20 protein-coding genes, 1 tRNA gene and 1 riboswitch are annotated in these 24,210 nt (G+C 73.1%); of the genes, 7 read left to right on the forward strand and 14 right to left on the reverse strand.

Annotation, left to right across the window (positions count from 1 at the left end):
* Window positions 1-81: 81 nt before the first annotated feature.
* Window positions 82-756: a hypothetical protein gene (locus ACSU6Z_RS11335; protein WP_437044869.1), complete on the reverse strand. Its 675-nt coding sequence runs from the start codon at window positions 754-756 to the stop codon at window positions 82-84.
* Between the two features lie 113 nt (window positions 757-869).
* Entirely contained in the window at window positions 870-1,712 is an 843-nt protein-coding gene (locus tag ACSU6Z_RS11340; RefSeq protein WP_437044871.1) for a MurR/RpiR family transcriptional regulator, read from the reverse strand.
* A gap of 453 nt (window positions 1,713-2,165) precedes the next feature.
* Between ACSU6Z_RS11340 and ACSU6Z_RS11345 the strand changes: the two genes are divergently transcribed.
* Entirely contained in the window at window positions 2,166-2,591 is a 426-nt protein-coding gene (locus ACSU6Z_RS11345; RefSeq protein ID WP_437050265.1) for a hypothetical protein, read from the forward strand.
* A 414-nt stretch (window positions 2,592-3,005) separates the two neighbouring features.
* Here the strand turns inward: ACSU6Z_RS11345 and ACSU6Z_RS11350 are convergent, their stop codons facing one another.
* Entirely contained in the window at window positions 3,006-4,394 is a 1,389-nt protein-coding gene (locus ACSU6Z_RS11350) for a cystathionine beta-synthase (RefSeq protein ID WP_437044873.1), read from the reverse strand.
* A gap of 159 nt (window positions 4,395-4,553) precedes the next feature.
* Here ACSU6Z_RS11350 and ACSU6Z_RS11355 point away from each other — a divergent pair, with 159 nt between their 5' ends.
* The 3 genes from ACSU6Z_RS11355 to ACSU6Z_RS11365 all read left to right on the forward strand — a co-directional run bounded on the left by ACSU6Z_RS11355 (window position 4,554) and on the right by ACSU6Z_RS11365 (window position 8,018).
* Complete coding sequence (locus ACSU6Z_RS11355) at window positions 4,554-5,579, forward strand: SGNH/GDSL hydrolase family protein (RefSeq protein WP_437044875.1); 1,026 nt, start codon at window positions 4,554-4,556, stop codon at window positions 5,577-5,579.
* A gap of 139 nt (window positions 5,580-5,718) precedes the next feature.
* Complete coding sequence (locus ACSU6Z_RS11360; RefSeq protein ID WP_437044876.1) at window positions 5,719-6,939, forward strand: acetyl-CoA C-acetyltransferase; 1,221 nt, start codon at window positions 5,719-5,721, stop codon at window positions 6,937-6,939.
* Window positions 6,940-7,232: 293 nt separating this feature from the next.
* The gene (locus ACSU6Z_RS11365) at window positions 7,233-8,018 is read left to right on the forward strand and encodes a hypothetical protein (RefSeq protein ID WP_437044878.1); all 786 of its coding nucleotides are present in this window, start codon (window positions 7,233-7,235) and stop codon (window positions 8,016-8,018) included.
* A gap of 42 nt (window positions 8,019-8,060) precedes the next feature.
* Here ACSU6Z_RS11365 and ACSU6Z_RS11370 read toward each other — a convergent pair whose 3' ends face one another.
* Window positions 8,061-8,372 carry a hypothetical protein gene (locus ACSU6Z_RS11370; protein ID WP_437044880.1) on the reverse strand — a complete coding sequence of 104 codons (312 nt, stop codon included), beginning with the start codon at window positions 8,370-8,372 and terminating at the stop codon, window positions 8,061-8,063.
* Between the two features lie 124 nt (window positions 8,373-8,496).
* On the opposite strand from ACSU6Z_RS11370, the gene ACSU6Z_RS11375 reads away from it, so the two are divergent.
* The gene (locus ACSU6Z_RS11375; protein WP_437044882.1) at window positions 8,497-8,724 is read left to right on the forward strand and encodes a DUF4287 domain-containing protein; all 228 of its coding nucleotides are present in this window, start codon (window positions 8,497-8,499) and stop codon (window positions 8,722-8,724) included.
* A 156-nt stretch (window positions 8,725-8,880) separates the two neighbouring features.
* On the opposite strand, the gene ACSU6Z_RS11380 is transcribed toward ACSU6Z_RS11375, so the two are convergent.
* The 3 genes from ACSU6Z_RS11380 to ACSU6Z_RS11390 all read right to left on the reverse strand — a co-directional run bounded on the left by ACSU6Z_RS11380 (window position 8,881) and on the right by ACSU6Z_RS11390 (window position 11,487).
* Entirely contained in the window at window positions 8,881-9,792 is a 912-nt protein-coding gene (locus ACSU6Z_RS11380) for a Bax inhibitor-1/YccA family protein (RefSeq protein WP_437044884.1), read from the reverse strand.
* Between the two features lie 186 nt (window positions 9,793-9,978).
* Window positions 9,979-11,154: a 4-hydroxybenzoate 3-monooxygenase gene (locus ACSU6Z_RS11385; protein ID WP_437044886.1), complete on the reverse strand. Its 1,176-nt coding sequence runs from the start codon at window positions 11,152-11,154 to the stop codon at window positions 9,979-9,981.
* 249 nt (window positions 11,155-11,403) lie between these two features.
* A tRNA-Leu gene (locus ACSU6Z_RS11390) sits at window positions 11,404-11,487 on the reverse strand.
* A gap of 428 nt (window positions 11,488-11,915) precedes the next feature.
* On the opposite strand from ACSU6Z_RS11390, the gene ACSU6Z_RS11395 reads away from it, so the two are divergent.
* Window positions 11,916-12,713 carry an ABC transporter ATP-binding protein gene (locus ACSU6Z_RS11395; RefSeq protein ID WP_437044888.1) on the forward strand — a complete coding sequence of 266 codons (798 nt, stop codon included), beginning with the start codon at window positions 11,916-11,918 and terminating at the stop codon, window positions 12,711-12,713.
* Between the two features lie 91 nt (window positions 12,714-12,804).
* Entirely contained in the window at window positions 12,805-15,333 is a 2,529-nt protein-coding gene (locus ACSU6Z_RS11400) for an ABC transporter permease (protein ID WP_437044890.1), read from the forward strand.
* Between the two features lie 134 nt (window positions 15,334-15,467).
* Here the strand turns inward: ACSU6Z_RS11400 and ACSU6Z_RS11405 are convergent, their stop codons facing one another.
* The 7 genes from ACSU6Z_RS11405 to ACSU6Z_RS11435 form a co-directional block, all read right to left on the reverse strand.
* Window positions 15,468-16,772: a class I SAM-dependent methyltransferase gene (locus ACSU6Z_RS11405; protein ID WP_437044892.1), complete on the reverse strand. Its 1,305-nt coding sequence runs from the start codon at window positions 16,770-16,772 to the stop codon at window positions 15,468-15,470.
* Between the two features lie 727 nt (window positions 16,773-17,499).
* On the reverse strand, window positions 17,500-18,879 hold the full coding sequence (locus tag ACSU6Z_RS11410) for an NAD(P)/FAD-dependent oxidoreductase (protein ID WP_437044894.1): 1,380 nt from the start codon (window positions 18,877-18,879) through the stop codon (window positions 17,500-17,502).
* 546 nt (window positions 18,880-19,425) lie between these two features.
* Complete coding sequence (locus tag ACSU6Z_RS11415; RefSeq protein WP_437044896.1) at window positions 19,426-20,379, reverse strand: Ppx/GppA phosphatase family protein; 954 nt, start codon at window positions 20,377-20,379, stop codon at window positions 19,426-19,428.
* The gene (locus tag ACSU6Z_RS11420) at window positions 20,376-20,975 is read right to left on the reverse strand and encodes a DUF501 domain-containing protein (protein WP_437044898.1); all 600 of its coding nucleotides are present in this window, start codon (window positions 20,973-20,975) and stop codon (window positions 20,376-20,378) included. Before ACSU6Z_RS11420 ends, ACSU6Z_RS11415 begins: the two co-directional genes overlap by 4 nt.
* Before the next feature lie 85 nt (window positions 20,976-21,060).
* Complete coding sequence (locus ACSU6Z_RS11425) at window positions 21,061-21,537, reverse strand: FtsB family cell division protein (protein ID WP_437044900.1); 477 nt, start codon at window positions 21,535-21,537, stop codon at window positions 21,061-21,063.
* A gap of 103 nt (window positions 21,538-21,640) precedes the next feature.
* A complete protein-coding gene (gene eno, locus ACSU6Z_RS11430) occupies window positions 21,641-22,921 on the reverse strand; it encodes a phosphopyruvate hydratase (protein WP_437018929.1) in 1,281 nt (426 codons plus the stop codon).
* A 296-nt stretch (window positions 22,922-23,217) separates the two neighbouring features.
* Window positions 23,218-23,934: a transglycosylase family protein gene (locus tag ACSU6Z_RS11435; RefSeq protein WP_437044902.1), complete on the reverse strand. Its 717-nt coding sequence runs from the start codon at window positions 23,932-23,934 to the stop codon at window positions 23,218-23,220.
* 3 nt (window positions 23,935-23,937) lie between these two features.
* Window positions 23,938-24,104: riboswitch (cyclic di-AMP (ydaO/yuaA leader) on the reverse strand.
* Window positions 24,105-24,210: the final 106 nt, after the last annotated feature.

Consider the following 24,210-nt stretch of genomic DNA (forward strand, 5'->3'; position numbering starts at 1 on the left):
GGGGCGGGGCCGGCCCGCACCGGGGCGGCCCGGCTGAGCGGGCCCCCGGGCCCGCTCCACCGGAACGCGTCCCGCGTGCGGTCAGACCAGGGCCGCCGCCTTGCGGGGCTTGCCCCCCGGGACCGCCGCCTTGCCGGGCTTGCCCCCCGGGACCGCCGCCTTGCCGGGCTTGCCCCCCGGGACCGCCGCCTTGCGGGGCTTGCCCCCCGGGGCCGCGTCGCCCGCCGCGATGCCGGTGCTGCGGTACGCCTTGACCGCCTTGCCGGCGGGGCGGCCCGCGCTCTTGGTGAGCCAGTCGACGCGGACCCACAGCAGGACGTCCGCGTCGCGTTCGAGGCGGCCGACCCAGGCGGCCTTCAGCCACAGGCCCACCCCGCAGCCGGCCAGCAGCATGCCGCCCGCGGCCGGCGCGGCGAACGCGCTGCCCACGGCGACGAGGAAGGCGAGCAGCAGCCACCAGCGGTGGCCGCGGCGCCAGTTGCGGGCGGTCACCGCCCGGTCCTGGAGCACGTCGTGCTTGCCCGCGCGGGCGGCCGAGCGGGCCAGTGCGGCGTACCGCCTGCGCCGCGCGTACGCCACGGCGGCCACCGCGACGAGGAACAGCGCCGCTCCGGCCAGCACCCCGATCCGGCGCCCGGTCAGTCCCGGTACGCACGCGCCGACACCCGCCGCGAGCACGCCCAGCCACCACAGCGGCGCCGCGCCCGCCCGCACGACGACGGCCACCCGAGCCAGCCCTTGTCCACCGCGTGCCACGTCCAGCCTCCCGTCCCAGGTCTGTGAAGGGTCTGAGGGTTTCTTGGGGGAGGCACGGTAGCGGGGCAACGTGAGACGAGTCTGAGAAGCCCGTCCCACGAACGGCCCCGCCGTCACTCCACGAACAGCCCCCGTGCCGCCGCCTTGGCGTCGAACTCCTCCAGCCGCGCCTGGGCGTCCGGCAGGTCGTCGCACATCGCCTCCAGCAGCACCCGGCCGAGCAGCATCGGCGCGCAGGCGGTGTCGAAGGCGAGGCCGGTGCCGACGGCGGCGGGCAGCAGCAGGTCGGACACCTTGGCGACGGGCGCGAAGGCCGAGTCCGCGACGGTCACGACGGTCAGCCCGGCCTCGCGGGCGTAGGCGAGGGCGTCGACGGTCTCGCGGGGGTGCCGGGGCAGCGCGAAGCAGAGCAGGGCGCGGGCCCCGGCGCGCACGGCGCCGTCGATGCGGTCCTGGAGCATCGTGCCGCCCTCGTCCAGCAGGCGCACGTCCGGGTGGACCTTGGTGGCGAAGTAGGCGAAGCCGTAGGCCTGGGAGGCCGCCGCCCGCAGTCCGAGGACGGGCAGGGGCCGGGAGGCGGCGAGCACCCGGCCCGCCTCCCGCACCGGCCCGGGGTCGGCCAGCAGTTCCGCCAGGTGGCGCAGGTTCTCGATCTCGGCCTCGACGGCCCGCTGGTACTCGTTGGGCGCCCCGGCCCCGCCCGCCGGCTCGGCGGGGGCGACCTCGCGCAGGTGGCGGCGGAGCGCCGGGTAGCCGTCGAAGCCGAGGGCGACGGCGAAGCGGGTCACGGACGGCTGGCTGACCCCGGCCAGTTCGGCCAGTTCGACGCTGGAGAGGAACGGCACGTCGGCGGCCCGCCGCACCATGCTGTGCGCGATGCGCCGCTGGGTCGGCGTCAGGCGGCGCCCCTCGAAGAGCGCCTGCAGCCGCGCGGCAGGGCGGTCGGTCACGCTCACGACGTGTTCCCCCTCCAGATGTCCGTGCGCCGTCGGCCGGGCCGGCCCGCCACCGTCACGCCCCGGGAGGGTACAGCGGCCGTTCGCGGCCCCGTCCGCGCGGTCCGGGACGGCGTCCCGTCCGCTCCCTCCCCGAACCGGACGTCCGGTCCCGCCCTCCGGCCCGCCGCCACCGCCGGCCCATTCACTCCGTCAAAACTCTGCATACCGTTATACATCCGCGTGCGGGGCCCCGCACGGCCCGGTCCGTCCGGACCGTGCTCGGCCGGCGCCGCCCCGGACGACGAGCGCCACGGCGGAGCCCCCCGTCCACGCTCCGGCCCGGCGCCGGCCCCCGGGGCACGGCCGTCGTCGCCGGCGCCCTCGCCGGCCCGGCGGACCCCAGGCCGAGAACGGGGGTTACCCCCAGTGCGGCCCGCCCCGCCGCTCCCTACCGTGGGGCGCATGACCGGAATGGACGCGCGGGACACCGACCTGAAGAAGGAACTCGACGCCAGCCTGCGGGCCCGCGGGGAACTGGGCGAGGAGTACGAGTCCGCGCTGGTCGACTCGTTCCTGGAGAAGGTGGACCGGCGGATCGACGACGCCGTCGAGCGCCGGGTGCGGCGGCAGGTCGCCGAGCAGCGGACGGCGGCGGCGCGGGGGTCCCGGTCGCCGGCGCCCACGGACTCCTGGGGCGAGCGCTTCGGCTTCGGGATCGTCTCGCTGGTCCTGGCCGTCCCGCTGTCCGCGATCGGCGGCGGCGTGGCCCACCTGCCCGGCCTTCTCGTCGCCTGGGCCGGCATCGTCGGCGTCAACGTCGTCCAGGCCGCCCGCACCGATCCCGGCCTCTTCCAGCGCCGCCGCACGGCCTCCCGGGACGACGGCTGGGAGGACTGAGGGAGGCGAAGCGCCGGGGGCCGGGCGGCGAGCGCCGCCCGCCGGACCGCGAGGGGAAGGAGTGTGCGCGGGGACCGCCGCACCCCCGTCGCCGGGGGGCGGGACGACGGCGGTCCCCGCGAGGGACGCGGAGCGGGCCGGTGACCGGCCGCCGCGTCCGTGGCGTCCATAGGAAGGTCCGGGAGCCGCTCCGGAAAGTCCCTGGCGCCGTTCGGTGCCGGGCCAGACGGGGATCCTCCCCCTCGCTCAACGCTGGGAGGTGCCTCCGCCTGCCGACACCCCTTACTCTGCCGGGCGCGTGTTAAGTGAGTGCTGCGTACACGTGACGTGCTCGTACCGGTTCACGGCGTCCCGACCACCCGCGGTCCACCGCGCGTTCGCCGTCGCCACCGCCGGTTCACCCCGCGTTCGCCGCTACTTCCCGCCCCCGGCGAGGAAGGCCAGCAGGTCCTGCCGGCTGACCACACCGGTCGGCTTGCCCTCGACGAGGACGATCGCCGCGTCCGCCGTGCCGAGCACGCTCATCAGGTCCCCGACCGGCTCCCCGGAGCCGACCTGCGGCAGCGGGGCGGACATGTGCCGCTCCAGCGGGTCCTCCAGCGCGGCCCGCCGGGTGAACAGGGCGTCCAGCAGCTCCCGTTCGACGACCGAGCCGACGACCTCGGCGGCCATCACGTCCGGGTGGCCGGCGCCGGGCTTGACGATCGGCATCTGGGAGACGCCGTACTCGCGCAGCACCTCGATGGCCTGGCCGACCGTCTCGTCGGGGTGCATGTGGACCAGGGAGGGGATGGAGCCGCCCTCCTTGTGCTCCAGGACGTCGGCGACGCGGGCGCTGGTGCCGGCGTCGGCCAGGAAGCCGTAGTCGGCCATCCACTCGTCGTTGAAGATCTTGCTGAGGTAGCCGCGCCCGCCGTCCGGGAGGAGGACGACGACCACGTCGTCCTCGGTCAGCCGCTCGGCCACCCGCAGCGCGGCGGCGACGGCCATGCCGCAGGAACCGCCGACCAGCAGGCCCTCCTCCCTGGCCAGGCGCCGGGTCATCTGGAAGGAGTCCTTGTCGGAGACGGCCACGATCTCGTCGGCGATCGTCCGGTCGTAGGCGGTGGGCCAGAAGTCCTCACCGACGCCCTCGACGAGGTACGGCCGCCCGGAGCCGCCGGAGTAGACCGATCCCTCGGGGTCGGCGCCGATCACCTTCACCCGGCCGTCGCTGGCCTCCTTCAGGTAGCGGCCGGTGCCGGAGATGGTGCCGCCGGTGCCGACGCCCGCCACGAAGTGGGTGATCCTGCCCTCGGTCTGTTCCCACAGCTCGGGGCCGGTCGAGTGGTAGTGGGAGAGGGGGTTGTTGGGGTTGGAGTACTGGTCGGGCTTCCAGGCGCCGGGGATCTCGCGGACCAGGCGGTCGGAGACGTTGTAGTAGGAGTCCGGGTGCTCCGGGGCGACCGCCGTCGGGCACACGACCACTTCGGCGCCGTACGCGCGCAGTACGTTGATCTTGTCGGTCGACACCTTGTCCGGGCAGACGAAGACGCACTTGTAGCCCTTCTGCTGGGCCACGATGGCCAGGCCGACGCCCGTGTTGCCGCTGGTCGGCTCGACGATGGTGCCGCCGGGCTTCAGCTCTCCGCTCTGCTCCGCCGCCTCGATCATGCGCAGGGCGATGCGGTCCTTCACCGAGCCGCCCGGGTTGAAGTACTCCACCTTGGCCAGGACGGTGGCCCTGATGCCCTTGGTCACGCTGTTGAGCCGCACCAGCGGGGTGTTGCCGACGAGGCTGATCATCGAGTCGTGGAATTGCACCGTTGTCTCCGGATGCTGCAAAAGGTGTGGTCGTGATGGTTCCGCCAGCCTAGGCCCTGCCACCGGCGCGCGACGGCCGTTCACTCCCCGTCGGGATTGGGCGACGGTCCGTACGGGGCAAGCAGTGGGTGTACGGCTCGAAGGAGGTGGCGGCGGCGCATGACGAGCGTGTCGAGGGCGAGGGTGGCCCGGCGGATCGCGGCCGGCGCGGCATACGGCGGCGGTGGGATCGGCCTGGCCGGCGCGGCGGCGGTCGGTCTGCTGCTGGCGGAGATGCGGCTGGCCCGGCGCCGGGTGGGGAACGGCGCGCCCGCGCGGGTGCCGAACGCGGAAGGACTGTACGGGGGCGCCCTGCCGACGGCCGGCGAGCCGCCGTTGCGGCTGGTGATGCTGGGCGACTCCACGGCCGCCGGGCAGGGGGTGCACCGGGCCGGGCAGACGCCGGGGGCGCTGCTGGCGTCGGGGCTGGCGGCGGTCGCCGAGCGGCCGGTGGCGCTGCGGTCGGTGGCGGTGCCCGGGGCCCGGTCGGACGACCTGGAGCGGCAGGTGTCGCTGGTGCTGGCCGATCCCGCCCGGGCGCCCGACGTCTGCGTCGTCATGGTCGGAGCCAACGACGTCACCCACCGCATGCCCCCGACCCGCTCGGTGCGCTGCCTGGCGGCGGCGGTGCGGCGGCTGCGCACGGCCGGCGCGGAGGTCGTGGTCGGCACCTGTCCGGACCTGGGCACGATCGAGCCGGTGCGGCAGCCGCTGCGCTGGCTGGCCCGGCGGGTCTCGCGGCAGCTGGCGGCGGCCCAGACGATCGGGGTCGTGGAGCAGGGCGGGCGCACGGTGTCGCTGGGCGACCTGCTGGGCCCGGAGTTCGCGGCCAATCCGCGCGAGCTGTTCGGCCCGGACAACTACCACCCCTCGGCGGAGGGGTACGCCACGGCGGCGATGGCGGTGCTGCCGACGGTCTGCGCGGCGCTCGGCCTGTGGCCGGCGGAGGAGGAGCGGCCCGACGCCTCCCGCCGCGAGGGCTTCCTGCCGGTGGCGCGGGCGGCGGCGGAGGCGGCGTCCGAGGCGGGCACCGAGGTCGCGGCGGCGCTGCCGGCCGGGCCGCGGGGTCCGTGGGCGCTGCTGAAGCGGCGCAGGAGGCGCCGGGTGGACGAGGCGGAGCCGGAGCCTTCGGCGCAGCCGTCGTAGCGGAACCCTCCCGAAGAAAGCAAGCGCTTAGTAAATTGCGGTCAGGGTCACACCGCACGACCCGTGACCCGGGCCGTACGTCCCGGTAACTTCCCAACCAGCCCGCCGATCCCGTATCCGTACCGCCTCTGGAGCCGTGATGCCCGAAGCCGTGATCGTCTCAGCCGCCCGCTCCCCCATCGGGCGCGCCTTCAAGGGCTCCCTGAAGGACCTCCGCCCGGACGACCTGACCGCCACCGTCATCCGGGCGGCCCTGGACAAGGTGCCCGAGCTGGACCCGAAGGACATCGACGACCTGATGCTCGGCTGCGGCCTGCCCGGCGGCGAGCAGGGCAACAACCTCGGCCGGATCGTCGCCGTGCAGATGGGCATGGACCACCTGCCCGGCTGCACGGTCACCCGCTACTGCTCGTCCTCGCTCCAGACCACCCGCATGGCCCTGCACGCCATCAAGGCCGGCGAGGGCGACGTCTTCATCTCGGCCGGCGTCGAGATGGTCTCCCGGTACACCAAGGGCAACTCCGACAGCCTCCCGGACACGCACAACCCGCTCTTCGCCGAGGCCGAGGCGCGCACCGCCGCCGTCGCCGGGCAGGAGGGCACCACCTGGCACGACCCGCGCGAGGACGGCCTGCTGCCCGACCCGTACATCGCGATGGGCCAGACCGCCGAGAACCTCGCCCGCCTCAGGGGCGTGACCCGCCAGGAGATGGACGAGTTCGGCGTCCGCTCGCAGAACCTCGCCGAGGAGGCCGTCAAGAACGGCTTCTGGGAGCGCGAGATCACCCCGGTGACGCTGCCCGACGGCACGGTGGTCGCCAAGGACGACAGCCCGCGCCCCGGCGTGACGATGGAGGGCGTGGCGGGCCTGAAGCCCGCCTTCCGCCCCGACGGGATGGTCACCGCCGGCAACTGCTGCCCGCTCAACGACGGCGCCGCCGCCCTGGTCGTCATGAGCGACACCAAGGCCCGCGAGCTGGGCCTGACCCCGCTGGCCCGGATCGTCTCCACCGGCGTCTCCGGCCTCTCCCCCGAGATCATGGGCCTCGGCCCGGTCGAGGCGTCGCGGCAGGCCCTGAGGCGGGCGGGGCTGACCATCGACGACATCGACCTGGTGGAGATCAACGAGGCGTTCGCCGCCCAGGTGATCCCCTCCTACCGCGACCTCGGCATCCCGCTGGAGAAGCTGAACGTCAACGGCGGCGCCATCGCCGTCGGCCACCCCTTCGGCATGACCGGCGCCCGCATCACCGCAACGCTCATCAACTCCCTGCGGTGGCACGACAAGCAGTTCGGCCTGGAGACGATGTGCGTCGGCGGCGGCCAGGGCATGGCCATGGTCGTCGAGCGGCTCAGCTGAGTCCGCGCCGGCCGCCCGCGGACCACGTTCGGTAGCGGCCGGCCGACACCGCGCGAGGCTTTGGCCCGGGACCCCGCACGCACCGGGTCCCGGGCCGTTTCGTGACCCCATCTTTCCCAGGATGTGACCTATCTCCCTCGCTCCTGGGGTTTCCGCAGGTCAGAGCGGCCCCATCACCCTCTTCAGCCCCACCGTCCCGTCCGTTTCGTGACGTTACGCACTGACAGGGGGTTAGTCCGCCCTTCAAGCTGATGTAGGAAGTCGGGGGTCGACTTTGAACCGGGAGTACGTCCGTGAGCGCCATGCCGATCGCCCTGCTGCTCACCACGGTCGCCACCGGCGCCGTGGGCGTCGCCGTCCTGCGCAGCATCCAGGTACTGCGCCGGCAGGTGGCGGCCCTGCACACCGAGCTGGCCGAGAGCCGCGCCGCCTCCTCATCGCGGGGTCTCGTCCCCGCCGCCCGCACCGCCGCCGACGCAGACGAGATACGGGCCGCCGTCGCCGAGGCGCTGGCCGAGGAGCGGGAGCGGGAGCTCGCCGAGGCGCGCGCGTTCTGGGCCGCGCAGGAGGCCCGCGACACCTCCGACGCCCCGCTGCTGCTGGGCCTGTCCGACAGCGAGCTGTACCTGCCCCGGCAGGCCGACTTCGCGGGGCTGGAGCCGGTGGCCGAGTCCGGCGCGGAGGGCGACGAGAGCGCCGGGGACTCCCCCGAGCTGGCCGCGGCCCGCCGCCGCCACCCCTCGCATCCGGACTTCGTGCCGGCCTCCCCGCCGGGCGCCGACGACCAGGAGCGCACGGCCGCCGCGCTGGAGGAGCTGGCCGCCTCCCGGGTCGAGCTGGCCGACGTCCGTCCGGGCCCGCTGGGCACCCTCGACGTCTACGTCTTCGCCGACGGCACCACCCTGTGCATGACGCCGGGCCACCGGGAGACCGCGGAGCGCCTGGCCGCCGCGCTGCGCGCGGGCGACACACCGGTCCTGCTCGGCGGCTCCGGCGTCTCCGGCGCCTACGCCCTCACCTTCGCCTGCGGCGAGGAGAGGGTGTACGTCCTGGCGGACCGCGTCATCGCCTCGCTCTGATCCGGGGCCGCGCGCCCCTCGCTCTCCGCCGCGCGCCGGGGTTCACACCCCGGCGCGTTTCTGTGCCCGGGCGACCAGTTCCACCGCCTCGGCGACCTCGGCGTCGTCGGTCAGGACGAGCGCCAGGTCGTGTCCGGCGACGGTGATCTGGTCGGCGGCGGCGAACATCCCCGCGTCGGGCATCTCGCGGGGCCGCGCGCCCGGTTCCTCGGCGAGCTGGGCCCGGCGCGCCAGCTCCCTGGCCAGCTCCAGCGCCTCGGCGGCGGCGCCCCGTTGCAGCCGGCTCTGCGGGGCCGCCCGCAGCCGGTCGGCGAAGTGATCCACGGCACGGGTCAGAGGCGTCGTATCAACCACGAGCGCGAGCGTACGCGGCCCGTCACGGCCACCGCCAACGGGCGCCGGGACTGTTGCCAACGGGTGAACGCTCGGGCACGGTGAGCTGAAGGACCGGCTCGAACCCACACGTCCGGAGGCGCCGATGTCCCAAGTCTTCTCCGAGGAGACCCACCGCAACCTGCTCGCCCGCATCCCCCACTGCACCGGTCGTGAGATCTCCGACTGGCTGCGCACCGTCGAGGAAGGCCCGGCTCTCCGCTTCGAGGAGAGGGTCAGCTGGCTTCGCCACGAACACGACCTCGCGTACGGCCACGCCAAGGCGATCGTCCACGAGTACGACCTGAGGCGGGCCGCGCGCAAGCTGCTCTAGGGTCTTTCGTCCGGATCAGGTCGGATCAGGTCCCGCGAGCCCGGCATGATCCGAACGAGAGGCCCTACGGCGCACGGCCCCGGACACGACGAAGGGCCCCGGGGGTGCCGGGGCCCTCTCGCACGCCTGCGCCGAGCGGGGAGCTCGCGCGGGGCGTCAGTCGTTGCTGTTGAGGATCGAGATGAGGCGCAGGAACTCCAGGTAGATCCACACCAGCGTCAGCGTCAGGCCGAACGCGGCCAGCCACGCCTCCTCGCGGGGGGCGCCGTAGGCGATGCCGTCCTCGACCTGCTTGAAGTCCAGGGCGAGGAAGCAGGCGCCGAGCAGCACGCCGATGACGCCGAAGACGACGCCGAGGGCACCGCTGCGGAAGCCGAGGCCGTCACCGCCGCCGAAGACGGCGAACAGCAGGTTCACCAGCATCAGCAGCACGAAGCCGAGCGCCGCCGCCATCACGAAGCCGACGAAGCGGCGGTTGACGCGGATCCAGCCCGCCTTGTAGGCGACCAGCACGGCGGCGAAGACCGCCATCGTGCCGAGCACCGCCTGCATGGCCGCGCCGCTGGCGATGTGGGTGTCGACGATGCTGGAGACGACGCCGAGGAAGACGCCCTCGAACGCCGCGTAGGCCAGGATCAGCGCCGGCGAGGCCGTGCGCTTGAAGGACTGGACGAACGCCAGGACCATGCCCACCAGCGCGGCGCCGATGCCGATGCCGTAGGAGCGGTTGATGTTGGCCTCGTCGACGGGCAGCAGCGCCCAGGAGAGCGCGGCCGTGACGATGAGCACGCCGAGCGTGCTCGCCGTCCGCACGACGACGTCGTCCATCGTCATCCGGCCGGTGGTCGCCGGCGCCTGGGGCGGCGCCCCGTACTGCAGGTCCTGCTGGGCGTACGGGTTCTGCGCGTAGGGGTTGCCGGCCGGCTGGGCATACGGGTTGCCCTGCGCGTACGGGTTGCCCTGCGTGGCGACGGCGGGACCCCCGGCCTGCGGCGCGGCGCCGAAGCCCGCGTAGCCGTCGTCGCGGCTGAACCCCCGTCGCGAGAAGACCGGGTTTCTGCTCCTCATTTCACTCCTCCATGGCCACACGACATGGCCTTGGCTCAAGAGTAATAGGTAGGCAAAGGATTGACCCTAGTGCTCGGGGAGGATCTTTCCCTCGTCGTACTGCGCAACACGCTACGCGGATTCGTGATTCCCCTCACGGCAGGGGACCACACCAGAGGTCCCACGGGGGGACGGGAGGAACGGGGCTCACCCGATCGGGAAGCCGGTGTAGGCCTCGGCGAGGTCGGTCTCGGCGGCCCGGGAGGAGGTGATCCGCTCCAGGCGGGCCACCTGGAGGCGGTCCTCGAAGGGGGTGGCGCCGGGGGCGCGGTGCAGCAGGGTGGTCATGTCGTAGGAGAACCGCTCGGCCTGCCAGACGCGGCGCAGGCAGGTGGCGGAGTAGGCGTCGAGGAGCTCGTCGGAGCCGGTCTCGCGCCGGTGGACGAGGGCCCGGGCGAAGGTGACGACGTCGCCGACGGCGAGGTTGAGGCCCTTGGCGCCGGTGGGCGGCACGATGTGGGCGGCGTCGCCGGCGAGGAAGAGGCGGCCGTGGCGCATGGGCTCGTGGACGAAGGAGCGCATGGGCGTGACGGACTTCTGGGTGATGGGGCCGCGCTCCAGGCGCCAGTCGTCGGCGGTCTCGAAGCGGCGTTCCAGCTCGTCCCAGATCTCCTCGTCGCCCCAGCTCTCGGCGTCGGTTCCCGCGGGCACCTGGAGGTAGAGGCGGGAGACGGACGGGGAGCGCATGGACAGCAGGGCGAAGCCGCGGTCGTGGCGGGCGTAGACCAGCTCGTCGTGCGAGGGGGCGACGTCGGCGAGGACGCCGAGCCAGCCGAAGGGGTACGTCCGCTCGAAGGTGCGGCTCAGCTCGGCGGGGACCGCCTTGCGGGCCACGCCCCAGAAGCCGTCGCAGCCGACGACGTAGTCGCATTCGAGGACGGACTCGGCGCCCTGGTGGCGGAAGCGGACGCGGGGGCTGTCGGTGCCGGCGCCCTCGACGGCCAGCGCCTCGGCCTCGAACAGCAGCGGGCCGCCCTCCTTGAGCTGGAGGGCGATGAGGTCCTTGCACACCTCGGTCTGGGCGTAGACCATCACGGACTTCCCGCCGGTCAGGGCGGGGAAGTCGACGCGGTGGCGGGTGCGGTCGAACCGCAGCTCGATGCCGTCGTGGCGCAGGCCCTCGCGGTCCATCCGCTCCCCGGCGCCGGCCGCGCGCAGGACGTCCACCGTTCCCTGCTCCAGGATGCCGGCCCGCTGGCGGCGCTCGACGTAGGCGCGGTCGCGGCTCTCCAGGACGACCGAGTCGATGCCGGCGTTGTGGAGGAGCCGGGCGAGGAGGAGGCCGGCGGGGCCGGCTCCGATGATGCCGACGGTGGTGCGCATCGGTCGTTCCCTTCGATTGGCGTCGTCGCCGGGGGCGGCGGGCGGGTGTCCGGACGGGCGGCGCGCCACCCGTTGTTCGCGTAGTGAAGTTTCCTTCACTACGCGCTGACGCGAGTTTCCGGCCGGGCGGGCCCGCTGTCAATGGGTGCGCGGTGAAGTCGTCGGCACCGAAGGAGGTGAAGCCCTCGCCTCCGAAGAGGGAGCAGGAGGGAGGGAAAGGAAGGGAAAAGGGGAGGCCGACGTCGGAAGTGCCCGGAGCCGGACTCGAACCGGCACGCCCGCGAAGGGGCAGCGAGGTTTAAGCTCGCCGTGTCTGCATTCCACCATCCGGGCAGGCCATGGGCTCCGCGTCGAGACCCCGAGCCTATCGGGATGCTTCCCCCGAACAGCGGGCGGGCGGACCGATGTTGTCTTATTTTATTGAGGTCTGAGGAAGCGTCAGTCGGCAGAACAGGCCGTCCGCACTTGCCAACAGCCTCGCGCGCGACGATCGGCCGCGCATGCGGAATGACGGAATTTCACCGTCTCAGCAAAGGTGAATCACCGGTTCCGCCGTCGGCCCCCGGTGTTCCCCGGCATCTCGGGGTCGCCCGTCATCCCCAGGTATGACGCGGCCCCGCCCGGTCCGACCGAAGTCGCCCCCCGGAACCGGAACAGCGGCTGACTCCCCCGCCCGCCGCGGCCGGAAGGATGGATCACATCCCCGGAAACACCCCGGCACGCCGCCGGGCACACCGTCGTCCCGACAGGAGCGCCTTCCCATGACCACCGCATCCTCCCCCGGACTCCGCCCGGGGGGATCCCCGGCCGGCCGGTCCGCCACCGTGGCCGCACGCGCCACGGAGCTGTCGAAGATCTACGGCGAGGGCGAGACCCGAGTGGTCGCCCTGGACCGGGTCTCCGTGGACTTCCGGCAGGCCGAGTTCACCGCGATCATGGGCCCCTCCGGTTCCGGCAAGTCCACGCTGATGCACTGCGTGGCCGGGCTGGACACCTTCTCCTCCGGATCGGTGCGCATCGGCGAGACCGAACTGGGCTCCCTGAAGGACCGGCAGCTCACCCGGTTGCGCCGGGACAAGATCGGCTTCATCTTCCAGGCGTTCAACCTGCTGCCGACGCTGACGGCCCTGGAGAACATCACCCTCCCGATGGACATCGCGGGCCGCAAGCCGGACAAGGAGTGGCTGGACACGGTGATCCGGATGGTCGGCCTGGCGGACCGGCTCGGCCACCGCCCCTCCCAGCTCTCCGGCGGCCAGCAGCAGCGCGTCGCCGTGGCCCGGGCGCTGGCCTCCAAGCCCGAGATCATCTTCGGTGACGAGCCGACCGGGAACCTCGACTCGCGCTCGGGCGCCGAGGTGCTGGGCTTCCTGCGCAACTCCGTACGGGAACTGGGGCAGACCGTCGTGATGGTCACCCACGACCCGGTGGCGGCGGCGTACGCGGACCGGGTGGTCTTCCTGGCGGACGGCCGCATCGTCGACGAGCTGTCCGGGCCGACGGCCGACGCGGTGCTGGACCGCATGAAGCGGTTCGACGCCAAGGGCCGCACCAGCTGACGCGCCTCCCCCACTCCTCACCACCCTCACCACCCGCCCCGCGCTGCCCTGCCCTGCGCCCGCACCCGTACCCCTGGACTGAGACGACCCCATGTTCCGAACCGCCTTGCGCAACGTACTCGCGCACAAGGCCAGGCTGTTGATGACCGTGCTCGCCGTGATGCTCGGCGTGGCGTTCGTGTCGGGCACCCTGGTCTTCACCGACACCATCTCCGACGCGCTGCAGAAGAGCTCCGCCAAGGGCTACGACCACGTCGACGTCTCCGTGCAGCCCGAGTACCAGGACGCCGAGGGCGACCGGGTCGGCAAGGCGCCCGAGCTGACCCAGGCCGTGCTCGACCGAAGCGCGCGCGTGCCCGGCGCCGCGAACGCCGTCGGCCTCGTCGGCGGCTTCACCGCCCTCGCCGGCAAGGACGGCAAGCCGGCGGGCGAGGGCTTCAGCACGTGGGGCGGCAACTACTGGGGCACCGAGGACCCCCGCTATCCGCTGGTGGAGGGCCGCGCCCCGAAGGGACCCGGCGAGGTACTGATCGACTCCGCGACCGCCCGGCGCACCGGCTACCGGGCCGGGGACACCGTGCGCCTGTCCGTCGACGGGCCCGTGCTGACCCCGACCGTCACCGGCGTGTTCACCACCGACGACGGCGCCGTCGCGGCCGGCGGCAGCCTCGTCCTGTTCGACACGGCGACCGCGCAGAAGCTGTTCGGCAAGACGGGCACCTACGACACGATCGCCGTCGAGGCGGAGCCGGGCGTCACGCAGAACGCGCTCAAGGCCGAGCTGGACCGGGCGCTGCCGAAGGACCTCGTCGAGACCACCACCGGCGAGCGGCTCGCCGAGATCCAGGCGGAGACGATCGCCTCGTCGATGAGCGGCATGAAGCAGGGCCTGCTGGTCTTCGCCGGCATCGCGCTGTTCGTCGGCACGTTCATCATCGCCAACACCTTCACCATGCTGGTCGCCCAGCGCACCAGGGAGCTGGCGCTGCTGCGCGCGGTCGGCGCCTCCCGCCGCCAGGTCTCCCGGTCGGTGCTGATCGAGGCGTTCGTGGTGGGTCTGGCCGCCGCCGTGGCCGGTCTGGCCGCCGGCATCGGCATCGGGGCCGGGCTGCGCTCCCTGATGGATTCGCTCGGCGCGACCGTGCCCGACGGACCGCTGGTCGTCTCCCCGGCCACGGTCGTCTCGGCGTTCGCGGTCGGCGTCCTGGTCACCATGCTGGCCGCCTGGCTGCCGGGCCGCCGGGCGGCGAAGGTCCCTCCGGTGGCGGCGATGAGCAGCGTGCACGCCGTGGCGTCGGCCAAGTCGCTGGTGCTGCGCAACACGCTGGGCTCCCTGTTCGCGGCCGCGGGCGTCGCGGTGGTGCTGGCGGCCACGACGATGGGCGGCTCCGACGGGCAGGCCCCGATGGGCCTGGGCGCCGTACTGCTGATCATCGGCGTGTTCGTCCTGACCCCGCTGCTGTCCCGCCCGCTGATCGCCGCCGCGTCCCCGGTGCTGCGCCTGTTCGGGGTCTCCGGCAAGCTGGCCCGGCAGAACTCGGTGCGCAACCCGCGCCGTACGGCCGCCACCGCCTCCGCGCTGATGATCGGCCTCACCCTGATCACCGGAATGACGGTGGTGGCGGGCAGCCTGCAGAAGTCGATCGACAAGATGGCGTCGGCGGCGATCGAGGCGGACTACGTGGTCTCCATGGCCAACGGCAACCCGCTGTCGCCGGACGTCGAGGAGAAGCTGAAGCGGACCGGTGGCGTCACCGCCACCAGCCCGCTGCGCAACGCGCCCGCCCGCATCGGCGGCGAGACCGAGTACCTCACCGGCGTCGACGGCTCCACCATCGGCGAGCTGACCGACCTCGCGGTGAAGGAGGGCGCCTTCGAGGTGGGCGGCGCCCGGGTGGCCGTCGACGACACCACCGCCGAGCGGCACGGCTGGCAGGCCGGCTCCGTCTTCACCGTCGCCTACGAGGACGGCGCGAAGCAGCGGCTGACCGTCGCCGGCGTCTACGAGGGCAACGAGATGATGCGCGGCATCATGCTCGACACCGCGACGCTCACCCCGCACCAGAGCGACCCGGGCGACATGCAGGTGATGGTCAAGACCTCCGGCGGCGCGTCGGACTCGGCCGAGGACCGCCTGGAGAAGGCGCTGGGCAGCAACCCGGCGATCAAGGTCCAGGACAAGGAGGACCTGTCCGAAGAGATCGCGCAGACGTTCACACTGATACTGAACATGCTCTACGGCCTGCTGGCCATGGCGGTGATCGTGGCCGTCCTCGGGGTCGTCAACACCCTGGCCATGTCGGTCTTCGAACGCTCCCAGGAGATCGGCATGCTGCGGGCGATCGGCCTGGACCGCCGGGGCGTCAAGCGGATGGTCCGCCTGGAGTCCCTGGTGATCTCCCTCTTCGGCGGTGTGCTCGGCATCGGTCTGGGTGTGTTCTTCGGCTGGGCGGCCGGCGAGCTGCTCGGCACCTCGTTGGCGACGTACGAGCTGGTCCTGCCGTGGGGCCGGATGGCCGTCTTCCTGCTGCTGGCGGCGGCCGTGGGCGTCCTGGCGGCGCTGTGGCCGGCGCGGCGGGCGGCCCGGCTGAACACGCTCCAGGCGATCAAGGCCGAGTAGACCGGGCGGCCCGGGGCCCGCGCCGAGCGGACCGGGCGGCCCGGGACCCGTACAGCGGCCGGGGCCCCCGTTCCCCCACGGGAACGGGGGCCCCTTCGCCGTTCCCCCGTCCCCGTTCCTCCCCTCTCCTCCGCTCAGCCGTTCCAGGTGCGCGAGCGCAGCGGCATCCCGGAGTCGCCCGACTCGGGGGTCCGCACGGCCAGGACCTGGTTGACGCCGATGCGGTTGTGCTCGAAGGCCAGCGCGGAGGCGGCCATGTACAGACGCCAGACGCGGGCCCGGCCGGGGCTGGAGAGCTCCACGGCGCGCGCCCAGTGGGTCTCCAGGTTGGCGACCCAGCGGCGCAGGGTGAGGGCGTAGTGCTCGCGGATCGACTCCACGTCGCGCACCTCGAACCCGGCGCGCTCCAGCTGGGTGACGGTGGTGCCGACGGGCGCGAGCTCGCCGTCGGGGAAGACGTAGGCGTCGATGAACTCGTCCACCCGGTAGGCGGACTCGTCCTTCTCCGGGCGCCGGGCGATCTGGTGGTTCAGCAGCCGCCCGCCCGGCTTCAGCAGGGCGTACAGGTTCCGGGCGTACTCCAGGTACCGTTCGGCACCGACGTGCTCGGCCATGCCGATGGAGGAGATCGCGTCGTACGGCCCGTCGGCGACGTCCCGGTAGTCCTGGACGCGGATCTCCACCCGGTCGGTGAGCCCCTCGTCGGCGACGCGCTTGCGGGCGTACACCGCCTGCTCCCGCGACAGGGTGACGCCGACGACGCTCACACCGTGCTCGCGGGCGGCGTGGACGGCCATGGAGCCCCAGCCGCAGCCGACGTCGAGCAGGCGCTGACCGGGCTTCAGGTCCAGCTTGCGGCAGACCAGTTCCAGCTTGTCGCGCTGGGCTTCCTCCAGGGTGCCGCCCTCGGGTTCCGGGGCCCGCCAGTAGGCGCAGGAGTACACCATGGAGGGCCCGAGGAACAGCTCGTAGAAGTCGTTGCCGACGTCGTAGTGGTGGCTGACGGCCCGCTTGTCGGTGCGGCGGGTGTGCAGGTGGCCGCGGACCCGGCGGACCTCCTCGCGGGGCGGCGCGGGCGGCAGCGCGGGCCCGCCCATCCGCACCAGCCCGCGCACGGCGGCCCGGACCCGGGGATCGCGCAGCGCCTGGCCGAGGCCGCGGGCGTCCTCCCCGCGTTCCCAGACCAGTCCGGCGATCAGGTCGAGCGCCGCGTACAGATCGCCCTCGACCTCCAGGTCGCCGGCCACCCAGGCGCGGGCCAGGCCCAGTTCGCCCGGCTTCCACAGCAGCCGCCGCAGGGCCCGGCGGTTGCGCACCACCAGCACCGGCGTGCCCGGCGGGCCCGCCTGCGACCCGTCCCAGGCGCGGATGCGCACCGGGAGCGGCACTCCCAGCGCCTGCTCGACGAGCTCCTTCAGCCGCGGCGCGGCGTCGGCCATGGCGTACACCTCCGTGACAGCGATCCCGGATGTCCCCCACCACGTAAACACCTGCGCGCGCCCGGCGCAGTCCCGCAACGGGGTCATGGCTCGGCAAAACAGGTGGTACGTACGCCTGTTCGCCGACCGTGTCACGGCGGCGGCCCGGAGCCGCTCCCCGTCCCCGCTCCGTGGCGCGGCGGGCCGGCCGTGTCGGCCGTCCGTGCACCGGGGCCGGCGCCGAGGGTGGTGCCCGGCTTGACGTACGGGGATGCGGCCGGTCCCGGCAGGCGGTCCGGCCGGTCGGCCGCCGGCGGGTCCGCGTGCCGTCGCGCGGGTCGTGGATCGGGGTGCGGGGTGCCCGTGGCGGGGCGGTCGCGGCTCCCGCGCGCGGAGCCGTTCCCGGGGTCCGCGCGGCGAGACGGTCCCCCCGGTGCGGGCCGGCGCTCCGCCGGCGCGGGCGCGCGGGGCGGGCCGGACCGGTCCGGCGCCACCGGTACGGCGGTGCCGGCGGGTTCGGCCGGACGGCGGTCACCGGGCCGGGTGCCGTGCCCGGGCCGGAGGCAGGGGCGGAAGGCGGAAAGCGGAGGGCGGAGGGCGGAGGGCGGAGGGCGGAGGGCGGAAAGCAGGGGAAACCGCCGAAGGGGCCGTCCGCACCACGGATGGCGGACGGCCCCTTCGGGCGGGTGACGGGGTGACGTGCCGGCGCGCCCCGCGGGGCGCGCCGGCACGTCCGGTGACCGTGGGGTCAGGAGGCCTTGGCCTTCTCCTCGGTCTTGGCGGCGGGCGCCGGGGCCGGCTTGGCGGCCTCGTAGAACTCCTCGCGCGGGGACTCGATCGCGCCGAGCGAGACGACCTCGCGCTTGAGGAACATGCCGAGCGTCCAGTCGGCGAAGACCCGGATCTTGCGGTTCCAGGTCGGCATCGCCATGCCGTGGTAGGCGCGGTGCATGTACCAGGCGAGACGGCCCTTGAGCTTGATCTTCATCTTGCCCATGACGATCATCGCGACGCCCTTGTGCAGGCCGAGGCCCGCCACCGCGCCCTTGTTGGCGTGGCTGTACTCCTTCTGCGGGAAGCCCCGCATGCCGGACAGGACGTTGTCGCCGAGGACCTTGGCCTGGCGCAGCGCGTGCTGGGCGTTGGGCGGGCACCAGGCGTTCGGGTTGCCGTTCTTGCGGCCCACGAGGTCCGGGACCTGGGCGTTGTCGCCCGCGGCCCAGACGTGGTCCATGCCCTTGACCTGGAGCGTCGGCTCGCAGTCGACGTGGCCCCGGGGACCGAGGGGCAGGCCGAAGCGGGACAGGGCCGGGTTCGGCTTGACGCCGGCGGTCCAGACGATCGTGTCGGAGTCGACCTCGAGGCCGTTCTTCAGCACCACGTGGCCGTCGACGCAGGACTCCATGGAGGTGGAGAGGTAGACCTCGACCCCGCGGCTTTCGAGGTGCTCCTTGCCGTACGTGCCGAGCTTGGGGCCGACCTCGGGGAGGATCTTGTCGGCGGCGTCGACCAGGATGAAGCGCATGTCCTCGCGGGACACGTTCCTGTAGTACTTGGCGGCGTCGCGGACCATGTCCTCGACCTCGCCGACGGTCTCGGCGCCGGCGAAGCCGCCGCCGATGAAGACGAAGGTGAGCGCCTTGCGGCGGATCTCCTCGTCCGTGGTGGAGTCGGCCTTGTCGAGCTGCTCCAGCACGTGGTTGCGCAGGCCGATGGCCTCCTCGATGCCCTTCATGCCGATGCCCTGCTCGGCGAGGCCGGGGATCGGGAAGGTGCGGGATACCGCGCCCATGGCGATGACCAGGTAGTCGAAGGGCAGCTCGTACGCCTCGCCCACGAGGGGGGCGATCGTGGCGACCTTGCGGTCCTGGTCGATGGTGGTGACCCGGCCGGTGAGGACCTCCGCCTTGGGGAGCACGCGCCGCAGGGGGACGACGACGTGCCGCGGGGAGATGTTGCCGGCGGCGGCTTCGGGGAGGAAGGGCTGGTAGGTCATGTACGACCGGGGGTCGACGACGGTGACGGTCGCCTCCCCGTAACGCATCTTCTTCAGAATGCGTCGAGCTGCGTACAGGCCTACGTACCCACCGCCTACTACGAGGATCCTGGGACGCTCCGTGGTGCTCATGCCATCGAGTATCCACCCGCTCCCGGGGGTGCCCTCGTGCGCCCCTTCACAAGCTCCGACCGGGGCTGTGTTACACTCCGCCGCTCACGTGACGGAGATCATGATGCCGAGAGGGAACCACCGCGCGGGGAAGGTCGTTGTCAACGGCTCGTGAGCTGCCCTTCAGGCTCGCCGGGCCGCTCCGCTCCCCCTTTCGCCCCGCCTGCCGGGACGTCTCCCGGAGCGCTCTCCTGAACGTGTTCAAAGGGCAGTTGCACCCCCAAAAAGGGCAATGTGACCACGGGAGCCGTCCAGCCGGATCCAATTCCTTGTGAAGAACTTCACGAAGTTTCCCGCCGGTCGCCGCCGCCCGCTCGCCCGCACCCGTCGCGCGGGCGCTCATACGCTCCCCGACCAGCTCACACGTCACCCTTCGGGCGAGCGGTCGAGCGGCGGTGCCGGCATCCCTCCCGGACACCGGACGGCCGTGGCCGGAGCCGCGGGGACACCCCGGGCCACGCGGCGACGGGACCGGCCCAGGGGGCCGGTCCCGTCGGGCACCGCCCCTCAGGACGCCTGGCTCGCCGCGTAGTGGGCTATCCCGTCGAGGATGTCGTGCTCGCTGACCACGACCTCCTCCGCGCCGACCCGCTCCATGACCGCCAGCAGGACGAGGGCGCCGGCGGCGATCACGTCGACGCGGCCCGGGTGCATGGACGGGATCGCGGCGCGCTCGGCGTGGGTGGAGCGGAGCAGGCGGCCGGTGATCTCGCGGACCCGGTCACGGGTGACGCGGGAGTGGTGGATGGCGGCGGAGTCGTACTCGGGCAGCTCCTGCGCGATCGCCGACACCGTCGTCACCGAGCCGGCCAGGCCGACCAGCGTGCGCGCCTCGCGCAGCGGGACGGTCCGTTCGACCAGGTCGAGGGCGGCCTCGATGTCGGCCCGCATCGCCGCGATCTGCTCCTCGGCGGGCGGGTCGGCGACCGCGCCGTCGCGCACCAGGTGCCGTTCGGTCATGCGGACGCAGCCGACGTCGACGGAGCGGGCCGCGCGGACGTGGTCGTCGCCGACGACGAACTCGGTCGAACCGCCGCCGATGTCCACGACCAGGAAGGGGCGGCGCAGGTCCGCACGGCCCGTCAGCTCCCTGGTGGCGCCGGTGAAGGAGAACTCGGCCTCCCGGTCCCCGGTGATCACCTCCGGCTCGACGCCGAGGATGTCCCGGACGCCGCGTACGAAGTCGTCGCGGTTGGAGGCGTCGCGGGAGGCGGACGTCGCCACGAAACGCAGGCGCTCGACGCCGTGCGCCTCGACGACCTCCGCGTACTCGCGGCAGGCGGCGAAGGTCCGCTCCAGCGCCTCGGGGGCGAGCCGGCCGGTGCGGTCGACGTCCTGGCCCAGGCGGACGATGGTCATGCGCCGGTCCAGTTCGACCAGTTCGCCGGTGGCCGGGTCGACGTCGGCGACCAGGAGCCGGATGGAGTTCGTACCGCAGTCGACGGCGGCGACACGGGTCACTTGGGGTCCTCCTCGATCGGCTTGACGGCGAAGTGGCCGCTGTCCGACCCGTCCACCTGCCACCCCTCGCCGGCGGGCGGCGCGGCGGTCGTCACGCACGGGCCCTTGCGCCACCACTCGGGCAGCATCGCGATCGCCTCGTCGCCCAGCGGGTTGACGCCCGGACCGGCGGCCAGCGAGTGGGCGACCAGGACGTGCAGGCACTTGACCCGGTCCGGCATGCCGCCCGCGCTCGGGAAGTTCCTCAGCTCCTCGATCTCGTCGCGGCGCCGGATGTAGTCCTCGTGCGCGGCGCGGTAGGCGGCGGCCAGCTCCGGATCGGCCGCCAGGCGCTCGGTCATCTCCTTCATCACGCCCTCGGCCTCCAGCGTGCCGATCGCCGAGTTGGCGCGCGGGCACGTCAGGTAGTACAGCGTCGGGAAGGGCGTGCCGTCGGGCAGCCGCGGTGCCGTCTCCACGACGTCCGGCTGCCCGCACGGGCAGCGGTGCGCGATGGCGCGCAGTCCGCGCGGCGGACGCCCGAGCTGCTGCTTGAAGGCCTCGACGTCCGCGTCGGTGGGCTCGGTGCGCGGGGTGGGCGGCGGAGGGGTTTCCATGGCGGTGTTCAGACTGTCTTTCTGTCCGTGGGTGCGGGGTGCGTGGGGCGGAGCGCGGGGCGCGGGACGGGGGCCGGGACCGTCCTCACCGGCCGGCGGCGTCGGACTCGTCCACCTCGTCCCAGAGGTTCAGGTACCAGGGGCGGTCGGCCGCCCCGAGGTCGGCGCGGGACTGCCCGGCCGCGTCCGGGTCGACGACGACGTAACCCGTCTCGCCCGGCATCACGTAGTGCAGCCGCCGCCGGATCTGCTGCTCCGCGTACGCGTCGTCCTGCCAGCGGGCCTTCAGGTCGCGCAGGCGTTCGACCCGCTCCTGGGTCTGCTGCTTCTGCCGCCGCAGGTCGGCGATCTCGCCGCGCTGGGCGACGTACTGCCTCGTGGGATAGGCGAGCGCCACGACGAGGGAGCAGACGACCATCGCGAGCAGCGCGGCCCGGCCGGTCAGCCGGGAGCGGCGGGCCTGCCGTTTGGTCTGCGAGCGGTAGACCCGGGCCGCCGTCTGCTCGCCGAGCAGCCGGATCCGGGTCGTGGTGGAGAAACGGTCCCGGTCCTTCACCGCCATGTCCCCGCCTCCCGTTGCGCCGTCCTACGTGCGTACGTCCCCGCACACGGTACGGGACCGGGTGCGGGGACGTACGGACGACGCTGCCTTCTGCCGGGGCCGGTCAGCCCTTGAAGCGCGGGAAGGCGCTGCGGCCGGCGTACACCGCGGCGTCGTCGAGGATCTCCTCGATGCGCAGCAGCTGGTTGTACTTGGCGACGCGCTCGGAGCGGGCCGGGGCGCCGGTCTTGATCTGGCCGCAGTTGGTGGCGACGGCCAGGTCGGCGATGGTGACGTCCTCGGTCTCGCCGGAGCGGTGGGACATCATGCACTTGTAGCCGTTGCGCTGGGCCAGCTCGACGGCGTCCAGGGTCTCGGTCAGCGAACCGATCTGGTTGACCTTGACCAGCAGGGCGTTGGCGGCGCCCTCCTCGATGCCGCGGGCCAGGCGCTCGGGGTTGGTGACGAACAGGTCGTCGCCGACGAGCTGGACCTTGTCGCCGAGCTGGGCGGTGATGGTCTTCCAGCCCTCCCAGTCGTCCTCGAACAGCGGGTCCTCGATGGAGACCAGCGGGTACGCCTCGACCAGCTCGGCGTAGTACTCGGTCATCTCGGCGGCCGTGCGCTCCTTGCCCTCGAAGACGTACACGCCGTCCTTGTAGAACTCGGACGCGGCGACGTCGAGGGCGAGGGCGATCTGCTCGCCGGGGGTGTAACCGGCCTCCCTGATCGCCTCCAGGATGAGGTCGAGGGCCTCGCGGTTGGAGCCGAGGTTCGGGGCGAAGCCGCCCTCGTCGCCGAGGCCGGTGGCCAGGCCCTTGCCCTTCAGGACCTTCTTCAGGGTGTGGTAGACCTCGGCGCCCCAGCGCAGGGCCTCGGAGAAGGACTCCGCGCCGATCGGGGCGATCATGAACTCCTGGATGTCCACGTTGGAGTCGGCGTGCGAGCCGCCGTTCAGGATGTTCATCATCGGCACCGGCAGCAGGTGCGCGTTGGGGCCGCCCAGGTAGCGGAAGAGCGGCAGGTCGCTGGCCTCGGAGGCGGCGTGGGCGACGGCGAGGGACACGCCGAGGATGGCGTTGGCGCCCAGGGAGCCCTTGTTGTCGGTGGCGTCCAGGTCGAACATGGCCTGGTCGATCAGGCGCTGCTCGGTGGCGTCGTAACCGACCAGCTCCGGGCCGATCTGCTCGATGACGGCCAGGACGGCCTTCTCGACGCCCTTGCCCAGGTAGCGGTTGGCATCGCCGTCACGGAGTTCGATGGCCTCGAAGGCGCCGGTCGAGGCGCCGGACGGAACGGCGGCACGACCCGTGCTGCCGTCGTCGAGGCCGACCTCGACCTCGACCGTGGGATTGCCTCGGGAGTCCAGGATTTCCCGGGCTACGACGACGTCGATGGACGGCACGAGCATCTCCTTCTTGGATGTGACGCGGGTGGGCAGGACCGCGGCGGTTCTGCCAGAGAAACCGTGTGGCTCTGCGGGACGAGCCTAACCGGCTCCGGGCGATCGGCCAGCCGGTCACCCACTCCTCGGGCAGAACCGAGAGTAAATTGTTTCCGAACGGAACAAATGCGTCCCCCGCGCGGACCGGACCGGGGACGCCGCGCCGCGGCGCGAAAAACCCCGCCCCGGTGCGCAGGGGGGACACGCACCGGGGCGGGGAGACCGCCGGGGAAGACCGGGCGAGCCGGTGCCGCGCCTTACTTCAGGTGCAGCTGCTGGCCCGGGTAGATGAGGTCGGCGTCCTCGACGATGTCCTCGTTCAGCTGGAACAGCTTCTCCCAGCCGCCCTGGACGCCGTGCTCCGCGGCGATCGTGCTGAGGGTGTCGCCCTCGACGACCTTGTACTCGCCGTCGCCCTTCTCGACCTTCTCACCGGTCGGGGTGGTGACGGTCTCCCGCGGGGCGGCCGGGCGCTCCTGCGAGCGGGAAGCCTTCTGCTCGGTCGAACGGGTGGTGGTCTCGGGCTGGGCCGCGGACGAGCCGGCCGAGCCGCCGGAGCCGGTGTTCGACGAACCGGCCGACGCGCCGCCGCCGGTGTACGCGGCACCGGACAGGCCCTTGCCGCAGACCGGCCAGGCACCCTTGCCCTGGCCCGCGAGCACCTTCTCGGCGACCGCGATCTGCTGCTCCTTGCTGGCCTGGTCGGCGGTGGCCGCGTACTGCGTGCCGCCGTAGGCGGCCCAGGTGGAGGCGGAGAACTGCAGACCGCCGTAGTAGCCGTTGCCGGTGTTGATCGACCAGTTGCCGCCGGACTCGCACTGGGCGACGGCGTCCCACTCGGAGGCGGTGGCGGCGGAGGCGTTGCCGGCCGCCATCAGCGGGGCGGCGACGGCGGCGCCGGCGACACCGGCGAGCGCGATGGCGCGGGTGGCCTTGGACGGACGACGGTGCTTGCCCTTGCCGGAAAACAGCATGGTTGATCCCCTCACCGACGCCTGCGAGGTGAGCTGTCGGGTTCGGGCCGGTTGAGTTGCCCGGCCGGGTCCCTCGCGGGACTCGGCTCCACCCCTAGCCGCTCCGGTTCGACTGCCCGGCGCGGCACTTACCTTGGGTCCCCCGCTCCTGCCTGCGGCGCATGACGCGACGACTGTTCCCGGACGGCCGCTGGCAGGATTCGGCGTTGCGGCAGCCGGGGCCCGCGATGGCGAGCGCTCATGACCGTAGACAGGCGACCGGCGGAATTTCAAAGA

Source organism: Streptomyces sp. enrichment culture (assembly GCF_964273145.1).
In the GTDB taxonomy this organism is placed as follows: domain Bacteria; phylum Actinomycetota; class Actinomycetes; order Streptomycetales; family Streptomycetaceae; genus Streptomyces.